This is a genomic window from Lentzea cavernae (assembly GCF_014653695.1).
GTDB lineage: Bacteria > Actinomycetota > Actinomycetes > Mycobacteriales > Pseudonocardiaceae > Lentzea > Lentzea cavernae.
In genome coordinates, this window is the sequence record NZ_BNAR01000004.1 from 275054 (window position 1) to 287963 (window position 12910).

Annotated in this window: 13 protein-coding genes and 1 pseudogene; 6 read left to right on the plus strand and 8 right to left on the minus strand. The window is 67.7% G+C overall.

What is annotated here, in order from left to right; translation table 11 throughout:
- The first annotated feature begins 7 nt into the window (after positions 1-7).
- Positions 8-262 carry a hypothetical protein gene (locus tag IE307_RS15305; protein ID WP_191298610.1) on the plus strand — a complete coding sequence of 85 codons (255 nt, stop codon included), beginning with the start codon at positions 8-10 and terminating at the stop codon, positions 260-262.
- Between the two features lie 365 nt (positions 263-627).
- Here the strand turns inward: IE307_RS15305 and IE307_RS15310 are convergent, their stop codons facing one another.
- On the minus strand, positions 628-1017 hold the full coding sequence (locus IE307_RS15310; protein WP_191298611.1) for a hypothetical protein: 390 nt from the start codon (positions 1015-1017) through the stop codon (positions 628-630).
- A gap of 297 nt (positions 1018-1314) precedes the next feature.
- Between IE307_RS15310 and IE307_RS15315 the strand changes: the two genes are divergently transcribed.
- Positions 1315-2976: a helix-turn-helix domain-containing protein gene (locus IE307_RS15315; protein WP_229904726.1), complete on the plus strand. Its 1662-nt coding sequence runs from the start codon at positions 1315-1317 to the stop codon at positions 2974-2976.
- 656 nt (positions 2977-3632) lie between these two features.
- On the opposite strand, the gene IE307_RS15320 is transcribed toward IE307_RS15315, so the two are convergent.
- Complete coding sequence (locus IE307_RS15320) at positions 3633-3854, minus strand: hypothetical protein (RefSeq protein ID WP_191298613.1); 222 nt, start codon at positions 3852-3854, stop codon at positions 3633-3635.
- A gap of 824 nt (positions 3855-4678) precedes the next feature.
- On the opposite strand from IE307_RS15320, the gene IE307_RS15325 reads away from it, so the two are divergent.
- Together IE307_RS15325 and IE307_RS15330 are read left to right on the plus strand one after the other, a co-directional pair.
- On the plus strand, positions 4679-6157 hold the full coding sequence (locus IE307_RS15325; protein ID WP_229904727.1) for an MFS transporter: 1479 nt from the start codon (positions 4679-4681) through the stop codon (positions 6155-6157).
- Positions 6154-6765 carry a class I SAM-dependent methyltransferase gene (locus tag IE307_RS15330; RefSeq protein WP_191298614.1) on the plus strand — a complete coding sequence of 204 codons (612 nt, stop codon included), beginning with the start codon at positions 6154-6156 and terminating at the stop codon, positions 6763-6765. Before IE307_RS15325 ends, IE307_RS15330 begins: the two co-directional genes overlap by 4 nt.
- A 28-nt stretch (positions 6766-6793) precedes the next feature.
- Here IE307_RS15330 and IE307_RS15335 read toward each other — a convergent pair whose 3' ends face one another.
- Complete coding sequence (locus IE307_RS15335; protein ID WP_191298615.1) at positions 6794-7708, minus strand: SDR family NAD(P)-dependent oxidoreductase; 915 nt, start codon at positions 7706-7708, stop codon at positions 6794-6796.
- Between the two features lie 100 nt (positions 7709-7808).
- Between IE307_RS15335 and IE307_RS15340 the strand changes: the two genes are divergently transcribed.
- Positions 7809-8474 carry a TetR/AcrR family transcriptional regulator gene (locus tag IE307_RS15340; protein WP_191298616.1) on the plus strand — a complete coding sequence of 222 codons (666 nt, stop codon included), beginning with the start codon at positions 7809-7811 and terminating at the stop codon, positions 8472-8474.
- 108 nt (positions 8475-8582) lie between these two features.
- Here the strand turns inward: IE307_RS15340 and IE307_RS15345 are convergent, their stop codons facing one another.
- The 5 genes and pseudogenes from IE307_RS15345 to IE307_RS15360 form a co-directional block, all read right to left on the minus strand.
- Positions 8583-8849 carry an early set domain-containing protein gene (locus IE307_RS15345; protein WP_373306015.1) on the minus strand — a complete coding sequence of 89 codons (267 nt, stop codon included), beginning with the start codon at positions 8847-8849 and terminating at the stop codon, positions 8583-8585.
- A 191-nt stretch (positions 8850-9040) separates the two neighbouring features.
- A complete protein-coding gene (locus IE307_RS47430; RefSeq protein ID WP_373306018.1) occupies positions 9041-9745 on the minus strand; it encodes a cold shock domain-containing protein in 705 nt (234 codons plus the stop codon).
- A 30-nt stretch (positions 9746-9775) separates the two neighbouring features.
- Positions 9776-9979 (minus strand): annotated as a pseudogene (locus IE307_RS46740) (cold-shock protein); the annotation flags it as partial.
- A 161-nt stretch (positions 9980-10140) separates the two neighbouring features.
- Entirely contained in the window at positions 10141-10914 is a 774-nt protein-coding gene (locus IE307_RS15355) for a maleylpyruvate isomerase family mycothiol-dependent enzyme (protein ID WP_191298619.1), read from the minus strand.
- A 115-nt stretch (positions 10915-11029) separates the two neighbouring features.
- Positions 11030-11890: a helix-turn-helix transcriptional regulator gene (locus tag IE307_RS15360; RefSeq protein ID WP_191298620.1), complete on the minus strand. Its 861-nt coding sequence runs from the start codon at positions 11888-11890 to the stop codon at positions 11030-11032.
- 101 nt (positions 11891-11991) lie between these two features.
- On the opposite strand from IE307_RS15360, the gene IE307_RS15365 reads away from it, so the two are divergent.
- The gene (locus IE307_RS15365; RefSeq protein WP_191298621.1) at positions 11992-12909 is read left to right on the plus strand and encodes an MBL fold metallo-hydrolase; all 918 of its coding nucleotides are present in this window, start codon (positions 11992-11994) and stop codon (positions 12907-12909) included.
- The last annotated feature ends 1 nt before the right edge of the window (position 12910 follow it).

Sequence of the window (12910 nt, forward strand, 5' to 3'; positions counted from 1 at the left end):
GTGGTCGGTGCCGGTGCTCGTGGCGGTCGCCGGCACCGACCGCTTCGGAGCTCTCGTGCCACAGATGGGCAACGCTCTTCTCCTCGCCGGAAGCTCGCTGGTCGCGGGCTCGATCCTCTTCCTGCTCACAGCACGACTCGGCCGGGACTTCCCGACCACGCCGGGGGAACGCCGACGCCTGGTGCGCAAGACCCAGCTCACCCGCGTCGTGCTTCTCCTGTCGGTGGTCGCGGTCTGCGCGGGCTGGTGGCTCGTCGCATGACCGGACGATCGCGCGGACGGCACCGCCTTCTCCGAACCCGCTCGCAAGCCACAGCTCCTGCAGTTCTTCTGGAAGGTTCAGCAGCTGTCGTGCGACACCCACCGATGCACAGGTTTGTCGTAGGCGGTTTAGCTGAAAGCCAGTTACCTCAAGGCATGCACTGACCGCCTCCACACTTTGCGTTCATCTCTTGCCAACGCCCGCAGCAGCATTTCCAGGCCAATGCAGATTTACCTGTTCAGGGAAGACTCCACCCGTGAATTTGAGACCTGGAGCAGCCATCTTCTGGCTGACAACGGCAAAGACTCCTGGCGGAACGGTGCGCGATGGCATCCGTCCACCAGGAGTCACTGATGCGCTCGTGGTCAGCAGACGATGTCGGTGAGGTGAATGTCCTGGTGGTCGTGTACCCGGTGCCACCCCGGCCCGACGTTCTGGACGAAGGCGACCGTGCCTCGGCAACCAGGCGCGATGTAGAACCCGTCGGCGTCCTGGACCCCGTGGTCGTCGGAACTCTCACCAGGCCGCAGCACGACCCACGAGCCCGACTGGTTGCGAGAAGGCCAGTCCCTGGTGATGCGCAAGTTCTGGTTGTTGTCGTCGTTGTAGATGTCGCCGCAGATTCCGACGGTGCACAGAACCGTGATCGGCGGGGTTTCCTCCATCGGCCCCGGATCGGCCACGGCCACGCCAGAACCGGCCAGCAGCAGTCCCGCCGTGATTGCGACGGTGGCCGCGAGCAGTCGCTTGATCATTGCATCCCCCTTCATCGAAGAAGCGCTTCTCGGCGCTCCTGAACCAACCGTGCCGCCGCCGAATCGCGAGCGGCAAGGATCTCCCCGGCTTCCGGGACGCTGGGACGGCGGGACGGTGTCTGAGCAGCGTCGATTCGGACGGTGTGGGACGCACGAAACTGCGACAACAATTCCATGCCACGTGGCCATTACAACTGGGGCACCTGGCAAACTTGCGGCGCGATCGGCGGAACTCCTCTCAAATTCGTACGTGCCGCGCCAGGGACGGCGCTACAACTGACACGCAGCCGGTCGATGATGAGCAGGGAGATCATGACCATCAGTCCTCGTGCCAAGGAATTCGGAGATCAGCTCGAACGATTCAAGCTGGCCAGCGGTCGCAGCTACGAGAGCATCGGCAAGAAGGCCCATCTGAGCAAGTCGGCGGTGCACCGTTACTGCACGGGAGCCACCGTGCCACGGGAGTTCGCGGTAGTGGAACGCATCGCCCTGACATGCGGCGCGAACCGCACCGAGATGGCCCAGCTGCACCACCTGTGGCTGCGCGCTGCAGCCGAGTCCGACACGCCCGAGGGGAAAATCCAGCCGGCCGAACCCCCGCCCTCGCCGGCTCCTCCGAGCACCGTCCGCTCCACCCGCCCCAAGCGCCCGCTCGCGTTGGCCGCCGTCACCACGGTGATGGCCGCGTTGCTCGTGTCGAGCTCGGCCAGCACCCACTCGGCCGGCAACCCCGCCACGGCGTCGGACCAGTGGGTAGTCGGCCCGGCGTGGGCGCTGCCGCCGACTCCTGTGCCGAGGACGCTGTTCGGCGTCACGATCAATAGCGCCACGGGCGCGATGCCCGCCTTCCGCGTCGGCGCCGCGCGCTTCTGGGACGGTGGAACCCGCTGGTCGGAAATTCAACGGCGGCGCGGAGAGTTCGACTGGACAACGCTGGACCGTCTGGTGAAGGGCGCCGAAGCCGCGGGCATACCGCCACTCTTCGTCTTCGGCGGAACCCCCAAGTGGGCCAATCCCAGCGGACCGGCCACTCCGTACGCCGACAGCGTCTCCGCGCCACCCACCGACCTCGCCGACTGGGACGTTTTCGTTCAATCCCTGGTGAACCGGTACCGGGGCCGGATCGAGGCCTACGAGCTGTGGGTGCTGGCCAACGACCGGCGGTTCTACTCGGGCAGCGCGGAAACCCTCGCCGAGATGACGCGCAGGGCCCGCGAGATCATCCGCACGACCGACCCGAAGGCGACAGTGCTCTGCCCCGGCATGGGAGAGCTGTGGAGTCCCAACGGCATCTCCTTCCTCAAGAGCTTCATCGAGGCCGGCGGCTACGACCACTGCGACGTCGCGAGCATCAAGCTGTTCCAGCGCCGGCCGTCCGACCCACCCGAGACGATGCTCGACATCGTCACGTCGATCGACCGAATCATGCACGAAGCCGGCATTCACCCGAGGCTGTGGAGCACCGGCACCACGTACTCAATCGCAATGCAGGACCGCCTCGACGACGCCACTGCCAAAAACCACGCGGTGCGCTTCTTCCTAACGGGTATCTACGCGCGCAAGGCCAACCTCGAACGCATGTACTTCTACAACTGGGGCGGCGTGAAGATCCCCATCGTGCTGCAACCCATAGGAGGAGTGCCGACCAGCGCCGCGCTGGCCGTGGAACGACTACAACACTGGCTGGAGAACGCCAGCGTCCGTTCCTGCGGTCATGGCACCACGGCAAACCTGCCGGAGAACGTCTGGCAGTGCGAGTTCACCGTGGTGGACCCCGATCAGAGCTACGACGCGACAATTCGCTGGACCGACAAGGGAACCGCCACCACCCCGGTTGGCCCAGGCGTCCAGGAACTGCGCCGCCTGGACGGCGAGGTTGAGGCTCTCCGTCCTGGCGGCACCGTCACGGTTGGCGAAGAACCTGTTCTCCTCGCGACGAGCCGTGCAACGCTGCGTTGATCAGCCGATCGCGTTGGCCTCGAGCACCGTCTGCTCGACCGTCCAAAGCTTCGGCACACAAGGACACGATCCCCTCGTCCGGGTTGCGCACGGTCACCGTCCAGCCCGCTCGGCTGACAGGTCGCGCCGCTGTCGACGTAGAACTCCACGGCCAGGCTGGCTACAACGCCCGAGCCGCGCGGCAACGAGACCACAGCCGATCACGCTGCTCGACACGCCAACCTCCGCTCACTCCAGGAACACCAGCTACACCAGTAGAGCTCGCGTCCGGCTGGCCGCCTCCGCATCAGCGACCTGCGTGCCGACTCGACGTGATGTCGGTATGTGCGAACGCCATACATGTTGCCGTCATGAGCACATACAGCTGAACCACACCGTATAGTCAGGGCTGTTGACATTTAGCAGGTTCGGTAATCGCGCGGTCACTACTACTCAGCCTGCACCCTCTGCAAAATGGCAAAACCAGGCAAGTCGAGCAGGATCCAAATAGTGTCCGCAGTGACCGAAGACAGACGAAGATTGTCGAGCAGATACAGCCTGCTGTCGCATTCGTCTACCAAATTTAAAAGATGACCGACACAAGAAGAGAATCGTCATTCACTTTAAACTAAACGATGGATTCGCCGAACACTCGGCGAGTCCATCGTCATCTGACTTTAGCCGTCCTGATATTTTTCACTCCGGCGCAGGTCGACGCGCCAAAACGCGTAATCGCCGATGAACAGCACCACCGAAAGCAAAAGAATCAACAGTGCATTCGACCAACTCGGCCAGCCGACTACGGCCGCGCCGATCAGGCAGAGCGCTGCGAGAGCCAGAACAAGTAGTCTGCTTCGTCCGATCCTGTCGTTCTTGATCCACCAAGCAGGCGATTTCACATACTCCTACCTTCTGACAGGCCAACCATCGTGCGCCGAGTTTCCAAGCAGCCCACTGCAGCAGCCTGGATCTTACCGATGCGGTCTCTGGCAGTGAAGACTCCGATGCCGCCCTGCCTGGATCTTTTGCCATACGTCACTGTCTCGACGACCCTCTTCTTCACGGTTCGCACCTTCCAGCGGACTGCGGCCACAAACCGCGCAATGGCGCACAGCAACAGCCCGGATCGGGCAAAGTCACATCTCGAACTGACGACACCGTCAGACCGCGCAGAGCCAGGCGCGGTGTCAGTCATCCGTCATCGGAAGACCAGCCGATGGGCTCCGATTTCTCGGTCCTAGGGCATACCCGCCGTCTGTCCCCCCTGGTTGAACATGAAGTTCAGCACTAGAAGGCGCACTACAAGCACCACTCCCAAGTAACCGCTGCCAAGTGCGGTCGGCACCCAGCCAGGTTCCACACATGCGGCCAGCCTTCCCGTTGTGCTCCTTCGAGCCTGACAAAGACTCAGAAACTCTTTGCGCAGCAGAGCTTCTCGCCAATCTCACCTAGCGACGACCTGCTCTGCGGTCGCACCTGTGTTGCGTCCTCCTATGATCCGCGAGGACAAGCAGTCCACCTTCATCACCAGATGATCGCCACCGACTCCAGGCTTTCGGCTGGGGTGATCCAGCCAGCTCGCCGCACGACCATACGACCGAAGGATGATTCACAAGCGCCGTTGGGATGAGGCGCCACAGAGCGCAATCAGCCAGAGTAGGTGCGTACATCCGCGCATACGTGAGGCAAACCGGTTGTGACGAACTCTCCTCCCAGGTCACTGGTGGGCAGGCGCTGGCTCGTACTGGCGATCTTGTGCGCCAGCCTGCTGCTGGTGTCCGTGGACGCGACCGTGCTGCACATGGCGTTGCCGGCATTGGCGGAGGACCTGCGTCCGACGGCATCAGGACAGCTGTGGGTCATTGCGGTCTACTCGCTGGTCGCGGCACCCCTGCTGCTCGCTTTCGGCACGTTGGGCGATCGCTACGGCCGGCGCAGGATCCTGGTGCTCGGGTATGTCGTGTTCGGACTGGCGTCTCTTGCCTGCGCGTGGGCGCCCAACGTCGCTGTGCTGATCGCGGCCCGGGCCGTGCTCGGGGTCGGCGGTGCGATGATCATGCCTGCCACGCTGTCGTTGTTGCGCCAGGCCTTTCCCGACCGCGCCGAACGTCAGACGGCGATCGGCATCTGGAGCGGGGTGGCCGGTTCGGGGGCGGTGCTCGGTCCGCTGCTCGGCGGCTTCCTGGTGGAGGCGTTCTCGTGGCATGCCGCGTTTCTGATCAACGTGCCGGTGATGGCACTGGCGATCCCGCTGACGTACTGGTTGATCCCGGAGTCGGCGGACCCTCCTGACGGGCCGTGGGACGTGCTGAGCGCGGTGCTGGCCGCGTTGGGTGTCATCGGGGTCGCCTTCGCGATCAAGCAAACCCCGCACGGCGGTGCCATGTTCGTGCTCGGGCCGGTCGCCGGGCTGCTCGGGTGCCTGTTGCTCGGCGCGTTCATCCGGCGGCAACGGAAACTCGCTGTCCCGCTGCTCGACGTGGCGCTGTTCCGCGACCGCGCGTTCAACGTCGCGGTCGGCAGTGTCCTGCTGGTCCTGACCTCGTTGGTGGGACTGGGACTGCTGTTCGCCCAGTACCTCCAGCTGGTTCTCGCGCTGCAGCCGATGCCCGCCGCGTTGCGGCTGATGTTCGTCATGGTCTCGGCCGTCATCGGCAGCGTCGTCGCCGGGCCGCTGTTGCAGCGGTTCGGGAACCGCCTGATGACGGTCGCCGGTTTCGCGGTCAGCGCTGTCGCCCTGGCGATCTGCGCCGTGGGGCTCACGGCGACGGAAAACCTGTGGTTGCTCGGACCGGTGCTGGCCGCGACCGGGTTCGGTGTCTCGATCTCGCTCACGGCCGCCTCCGACGCGTTGCTCGCCGCGGCACCGGCAGAGCAGGCGGGCGCGGCCGCCGCGGTCGAGGAGACCGCGTACGAGCTCGGCGCCGGCCTTGGTGTCACCGTGCTGGGCAGCATCGCCACCCTGATCTACACAGTCAGTCTTCCCAGCACGGCGACGCAGGCCCGAGACGGTCTCACCGAGGCGACCACCGCCGCCGCCGGACTACCACCCGAAGCAGGCTCCCACCTGCTCGACGTGGCTCGCACCGCGTTCGTGACCGGCCTGCGGGCCGCGCTGGTGGTCGGCGCCGTCCTGTTCGTCCTGGCCACGATCGCCGCAGCACGTGCACTGCCCACAACGAAGGAATCACTCGACAAATGACCGACCTCGACCTCAAGACCAGCACGACACACCCGGCCCCGCCGGACGTCCGCGGCGGCTGGCGCACACCCGATCGCCTCTACCGGCTGATCAGCAGTCCGGTGCTGCGCATGATCCTCGGGTGGGACTTACCGCGTCACGACCTCCGTGTGGTCAGCCGTCACCCGGGCAGGATCTGCCTGGAGGTCGGTAGCGGTGGCGGCTTCTACACCACAGCGCTCAAAGCACATCTGGGCAGCGAGAACGATCTGATCGCCCTCGACCCGTCACCGTCGGCCATGCGCTCGTTGCAGCACCAGCTGAACGACAAGCCCGGTGCTCGAATGTCCTATGTGGCCGGTGACGGCTGCAAGCTCCCGTTGGCGGACAACCACGCCGACACCCTGTTCTACGGCTACAGCCTCGAGGAGATGCCCGACCCGCTGGCAGCCATCCGCGAAGCCCACCGCGTCCTTCGGCCGGGCGGGGAACTCGTCCTGTTCCTCTGGCGCCCGGTGTTCACCCGGCATCGCCGCCGCCCGGTCATCGCCCTGCTGGACGAGCTCTTCGAACGCCGTCGTGCCGCGGCCGGCCCGCAGAACATCCGGCTGGTCTACCGGAAGCAGTGACGCGAGGAAGTGATGTCCCTCAAGCAGGTCACACCGCGGCGGCGGCCTGGCCGACCGGGAACCGCACGCCGGTGAGCTCTTCCGAGGCGGCCCACAGGCGTTGCTGCACGGCCAGGTCGTAGGAGTCGGGGCTGGAGGTGACCAGCTTCGGGTGGCCGCGCCGCTCGGCCAGGCCGTCAGGCCCGTAGTACTGCCCGCCGAGGACGGACGGGTCAGTGGCGGCCCGCAGGGTGGGCAGTGCGCCCGCCGCCGCGGGCTGGGTGATCACCGGGGCGAGCAACGTGATCAACCGGCGGGCGGCCGCCGGGGTGTTGCGGGCCAGTTCGGTGTTGGAGACACCGGGGTGTGCCGCCACCGCGGCGGTGGTGCCGTGCGCGGCGAGCCGGCGCTGCAACTCGTAGGTGAACATCAGGTTGGCGAGCTTGGACTGGCCGTAGGCGGCGGACCGGCTGTAGGAACGCTCCCACTGCAGGTCGTCGAAGTGGATGGCGGCGTTGATGCGATGACCGGTGCTGCTGACCGTGACCACCCGCGAGCCGGGCACGGGCAGCAGCAGGTCGAGCAGCAGCCCGGTGAGCGCGAAGTGGCCCAGGTGGTTGGTGCCGAACTGCATCTCGAAGCCGTCGCGGGTGGTCTGCTTCGGCGTGTACATCACCCCCGCGTTGTTGATCAGCAGGTCGATCCGCGGGTGGGCGGCGCGCAGATCGGCCGCGGCGGCGCGAACCGACTCCAGCGAGGTCAGGTCCAGTTCCTGCACGGAGACATCACCGTTGATCCGGGCTGCGGCCTGCTCGCCCTTCTCGGTGTCGCGCACGGCCAGCACGACCGCCGCTCCACGCTCGGCGAGCCGCCGGGCGGTCTCGAAGCCCAATCCGGTGTTGGCTCCGGTGATCACGGCGACTCGGCCGTCCTGGCGCGGGATCTGCTGCTCGGTCCAGTTCATCGCGTGCTCCTAATGTACCGCCGGTAACTTATGACCGAACGCTAATGTACCGCCGGTACACTGTCAAGGTACCGGCGGTACCCAAGCTAGGATCCACGTCATGACGTTCCAGCGAGCGCGCACCGAAGAGCAGCGTGAGGTCCGGCGCCGGGCGATCCTGGAGACGACCTCGGCGATGCTCGACGAGATGCCGGTCGCCGAGGTGACCCTGAACGAGCTGAGCCGGCGGGTCGGCCTGGCGAAGACGGCGGTGCTGCGCTACTTCGAGTCCCGCGAGGCGGTGCTGCTCGACCTGATGGACGACCGCACAGCGACCTGGCTGGACGAACTGGAGCAAGAACTGGCCGACGGCGTCGACTCGGGTCGGCCCGCCGCGGAACGGGCGGAACAGGCGGCCGACGTGCTCAGCCGGTCACTCGCCGCCCGAACCGCGCTCTGCGATCTCTACGGCGCTCAGGGCGGAGTGCTCGAGCACAACGTCTCGGTCGACGTGGTCCGTCGGCACAAGCAGGCCTCGCTGAACAACCTCGCGGTGATGGCCGGCCTCGTCCGGCGGCACCTGCCCGAGGTCGGCGACCACGCCGAGCAGTTCTGCCTCACCCTCCTGCTGGTGGCCGGCGCGCTGTCCGCCTACACCTCACCGCCGCCGAGCCTGCTGGCCGTCTACGAATCCGAGCCGGCACTGGCGGTCCACCGCATCGAACTCCGCCCGGCCCTGCGGCTTTCGATCATCACCTCGCTGGTGGGCGTGCTGCCGCGTCCCTGAGTCGCCCCTTGGACGGCTTCGGCCACCGTGACCGGCTGGGACGGGTAGGCAAGGCGAAGGTCGCCCCCGGGGGTTGCGATGAGAGACCAGCGGGGTTTGGCCTTCACGTCAAACGCTGATCAGGCACCCCTGGTCGTCGCGGACGACCGCGTCCTCGTCGTCGAACCAGTGACCGTCCGAGCCCAGGTAGCGGAAGCGCAAGGTGGTACCTCGCGCCACGACAACAGCCGCGGTACGACTGCCGTTCGATCGCGTTCGCAGTGCGGTCGCTCCCGGCGTCCAGTCGTTGAAGTCGCCGACGACGCTGACCGGCCCCGGCGGCTCGTGCCGGGGAAGTGCCCACGTCACCCGTACGTTCTGATCTTTGACAGGCACGATCCGGATCATCGAGGCAGTCCCTTCCAGCACAGCGGTCACCGAGTGGGAACAGCCTGCCGACGAGGGCCACGACAGGCCTGCCGACGCGCCCGGATCGGTCCGGACATCGCCGAATCGGGTGGTCATCGCGATGCCGGGTTTGAAACGCACGACCGCTGTGCCGCCCGCTTCGAGACGTCGTCGGACGGTCAGGCGTGCTCGACGGCGTCGGCCTGCGGGCCCCGGTCGCTCTGCCGGATCCGGAAGCGCACCCGCTCGCCCGCCACCAGGGGCTCGCCGGAGACCACCGAGACGTGCACGAAGAGGTCGGGCCCGCCCGCGTCGGGGGTGATGAAGCCGAAGCCGCGGTCGCCGTCGTAGCGGGCCACCGTACCGTCGCCAGGACGGGCCGCGGGCCGGGCGGCCGAACGGGCCTGACTGGGGGCCGCGGCAGTCTCCACCGGCTCGCCGGAGGCCACGAACCGCACATCGCGCGCCTGACGCCCCTGGTCCACGGTCACCGTGGTGAACGAGACCCGGTCGCCCTCTGCCGGCAGGTACACCTCGTCGACCAGGGCGCGCACGTGCACGAAGACGTCACCCGCCCCGTCATCGGCGGCCACGAAACCGAACGCCTTCTCCTCGTCGAACCACAGCACGGAGCCGTCGGCACCGTCGCCGGCCGCGACCAGAGGGGCCCGGCGGACCCCGGCGTCGAAGCTCAGCGGCACCACGTGCTGGGCCTGCGGCCCCTTCTCCCCCGCGGTGACGACGAAGGCCACCCGCTGCCCGGCCGCAAGGACACCCCCGGTGACGATGGCGGAGGAGTGCACGAACACCTCCGCACCCCCGCCGTCCGGCGCGGCGAACCCGTAGCCCTTGGCCGGCTCGTACCAGGACACGGTGGCCAGCACACCGAGGGCCGCGTCGGGCGCGACGTCCCCGGTGACGGCGACGTGCAGCGCCTGCGGACCGCGGGGTCCCTCACCGGTCTCGAACTCCACCGTCTGGCCCTCGCGCAGCGCCCTGGCCGCGCCCTCGCCCTGCACCTGCGAGACGTGCACGAAGATGTCAGCGCTGCCGTCATCAGGCGCGAGGAAGCCGAAGCCCCGCTCGAGGTCGTACCAGCGGACGGTTCCCTGCTGCACAGTGCACTCCTGGTCTCGCGTGTGGTCGAGGGTCCAGTGTCCCAGGCGCCGGATCCCCGCTGCACCTGGTGCGCCCCTGACGTGACCCGCGTGCCGCCGCGTCCGCTACCCGTGCGCGACGATCCGTCGGCACGCGCGACGGCTTCGAACGCTGTGGATGTTCAGAAGCCGGGAAACACGCGGCGCAGTTCGTCGAGAGTGACGCTGCCCTCGACGGTGACGCCGTCGTCGTAGGGCGCCCTGAGACGGCCGTTGATCAGGCGGACGAGCGCCTCCTGGGGCCCGTCGAACGTCGCGGACGGCGACTCGAGGTGGTCGACCACGGTGACCGCGTCGTCGATCACCAGACCGCCACCGGGGACCGCGACGGACACGGGGGCCGCGAGCTCGGCCGGCTTCGCGAGGAAGCTCAGCATGAAGCCCATGGGCCGTGCCAGGAGGTCGACGAGCACCGCGGCCGAGTCTGCGTTCACCCCGGCGTGCGGGTCGAAGGCCACGCGCACGTCCCACGAGTGGTTGGCCACTTCGTTGAGCCGCATGCCCAGGGCGGTCAGCAGCGGGACCGGCTCCGGCAGGAAGCCCAGGTCGACGGTCAGCGACGAGCGCTGTTCGGGCGTGAGCGCCTCGACCATGTCGATCCAGCGGCTGTTGTGCTCCAGGAAGCCTTCGGCCTGCGCTCGGGGCGAGGACGCGTCCCAGCGGGCCCAGATCGTCTGGTTGTCCTCGGCCTCCACGGTCTCTCCGGCGGCCTGGGCGATCGGCGCGCGGCCGATCTCGGCGCCACTGCCGAGGTGCGACAGAGCTTGAGCGACGGTCCACTCCGCCGCTCCGCTGGTGAGGGCCAGTTGCTCGTCGGTGAGGGTGCGGACGAGGTCGGCCAGCACGTCGTGCTCGGCACGCAGGACACTGATCGTGCGGTCCACGAGTTGACTCATGACATCCCCAACTCCGCGGCCCGCGCATGTGTTCCACAGGTGCAACGCCAGGCACGTTCGGAAGCTCTTCTGATGCCGACCGAGTCAAGCAGCCTAGCGACCCGATCCGCGGGGCTCACCTCTCCCCCGGACCGTGCGCGACGGCCTGGGCGAGCAGGGTGAGCGCGGCCTGAGCGGCCGACCCGGGCCCGGCCGTGACGAGGGTCAGCGTCAGGTCCGGGGCGTGCGGGATGCGGAGCGTCTGCTGGTTCACGACGAGCTCTCCCGCGACCGGGTGGTGCATGTGGTGCGTCGTGCTGTCGCAGGCGCGCACCCGGTGGTCCGCCCACATCTTCGCGAACTCGGGACTGCGGGTCGCCAGCTCACCGACGAGCGCGCTCAGCTCCTTGTCGTCCGGGTGTTTGCCGGCGGTGAGCCGCAGATTCGCCACCACGGCACGGGCTTTGAGCGTCCACTGCGGATAGAGGGCGCGGGTGTGCGCGTCGAGGAAGAGCAGCCTGGTCATGTTCGGGCGATCCGCGGGTCGCTGCGGGCCGTCGAAGTCCAGGTGGCCGGCGAAGAAGGCGTGGCCCAGCGGGTTCCACGCCAGCACGTCCCCTCGTCTGCCGAGCAGGACCGCCGGCACGTGGGCGAGCGACGCGATGAGCTGGGCGGTGTCGGGTGACACCCGTTCGGCAGGCGGCTTCGGCGCGGGTCGCCGGCGCCGGGGCGCGGCCAGTTCGCTCAGGTGGGCGTGTTCGTCGGCGTCGAGTTGCAGGGCACGGGCGAGCGCGGTGACGACCTCCTGCGACGCGTGCGACGCCTGCCCCTGTTCGAGCCGGATGTAGTAGGAGGCGCTGACTCCTGCGAGACCGGCGACCTCTTCTCTCCGCAGCCCGGGGACTCGCCGTCGTTCGCCGTAGGTCGGCAAGCCCGCCTGTTCCGGCTGCAGCCGAGCACGGCACGCCTGGAGGTACTCCGCAAGCTGTCCGCTCATCTGGCCAGTATGCGCACAACGCCCGCGTCCAGCCTGACCACGTCAGTGGTAGGCATGAGCGGATCTGGTTGCCGGGCGCGGGCGTGCGCACCATCGAGGTCATGACCCGAACCACGGACACGATCGAACTCGGCGAGGTCTCCGTCACCCGCGTCTGGGAGTACTGCGGCTCGGTGGAGATGACTCCGCAGACCTTCTTCCCCGAGGCCTCTTCTCAGGTGTGGGAGGAGCCGTGGCTGGCTCCGGAGTTCCTCGACCGCGCCACCGGCACCGTGCACGCCGCCATCCAGACCTGGCTGCTGCGTAGCGAGGGCAGGAACATCCTCGTCGACACCGGCGTCGGCAACCACAAGGAACGCCCGTACTCGCCGGTCTGGAGCCACCTCGACACCGACTTCCTCGGCAATCTGGCCCGCGCCGGCGTCCGCCCCGAAGACGTCGACGTCGTCGTCAACACCCATCTGCACGTCGACCACGTCGGCTGGAACACGCGGCTCGACGGACGGGCCTGGGTACCCACCTTCCCCAACGCCACCTACCTGATGCCCAAGGAGGACTTCGACTTCTGGAATCCCGCGAACAACAGGCCGGCGCTGCTCGGCCGCGGCAACCAGAACGTCTTCGAGGACAGCGTGGCGCCGGTGCACCAGGCAGGGCTGGCGCTGCTCTGGGAGGACGGCCACCAGATCGATGCGAACCTTCGCCTCGAACCGGCTCCCGGCCACACCCCGGGATCCAGTGTCCTCACCCTCACCTCCGGTTCGGATCGCGCGGTGTTCGTGGGCGACATGGTGCACAGCCCGGTCCAGGTCTTCGAACCGGACGCGAACAGCTGCTTCTGCGAGGATCCCGGCCAGGCGCGCGCCACCCGCCGCAGGGTTCTGGGTGAAGCCGCGGACACCGGCGCACTCGTGTTCCCGGCGCACTTCCCCAGCGGCGGCGCGGTGGAGATCAGCCGCGACGCGAACCGGTTCACCATCAAGGACTGGGCTCCCTTCGCCCGGCACCAGGAGAGGTGAA

Bases quoted from the DNA above. Each gene is read 5' to 3' on its own strand.
- IE307_RS15310 (WP_191298611.1), bottom strand. From the start codon at position 1,017: ATGATCAAGCGACTGCTCGCGGCCACCGTCGCAATCACGGCGGGACTG.
- IE307_RS15315 (WP_229904726.1), top strand. From the start codon at position 1,315: ATGAGCAGGGAGATCATGACCATCAGTCCTCGTGCCAAGGAATTCGGA.
- IE307_RS15330 (WP_191298614.1), top strand. From the start codon at position 6,154: ATGACCGACCTCGACCTCAAGACCAGCACGACACACCCGGCCCCGCCG.
- IE307_RS15335 (WP_191298615.1), bottom strand. From the start codon at position 7,708: ATGAACTGGACCGAGCAGCAGATCCCGCGCCAGGACGGCCGAGTCGCC.
- IE307_RS15340 (WP_191298616.1), top strand. From the start codon at position 7,809: ATGACGTTCCAGCGAGCGCGCACCGAAGAGCAGCGTGAGGTCCGGCGC.
- IE307_RS15355 (WP_191298619.1), bottom strand. From the start codon at position 10,914: ATGAGTCAACTCGTGGACCGCACGATCAGTGTCCTGCGTGCCGAGCAC.
- IE307_RS15360 (WP_191298620.1), bottom strand. From the start codon at position 11,890: ATGAGCGGACAGCTTGCGGAGTACCTCCAGGCGTGCCGTGCTCGGCTG.
- IE307_RS15365 (WP_191298621.1), top strand. From the start codon at position 11,992: ATGACCCGAACCACGGACACGATCGAACTCGGCGAGGTCTCCGTCACC.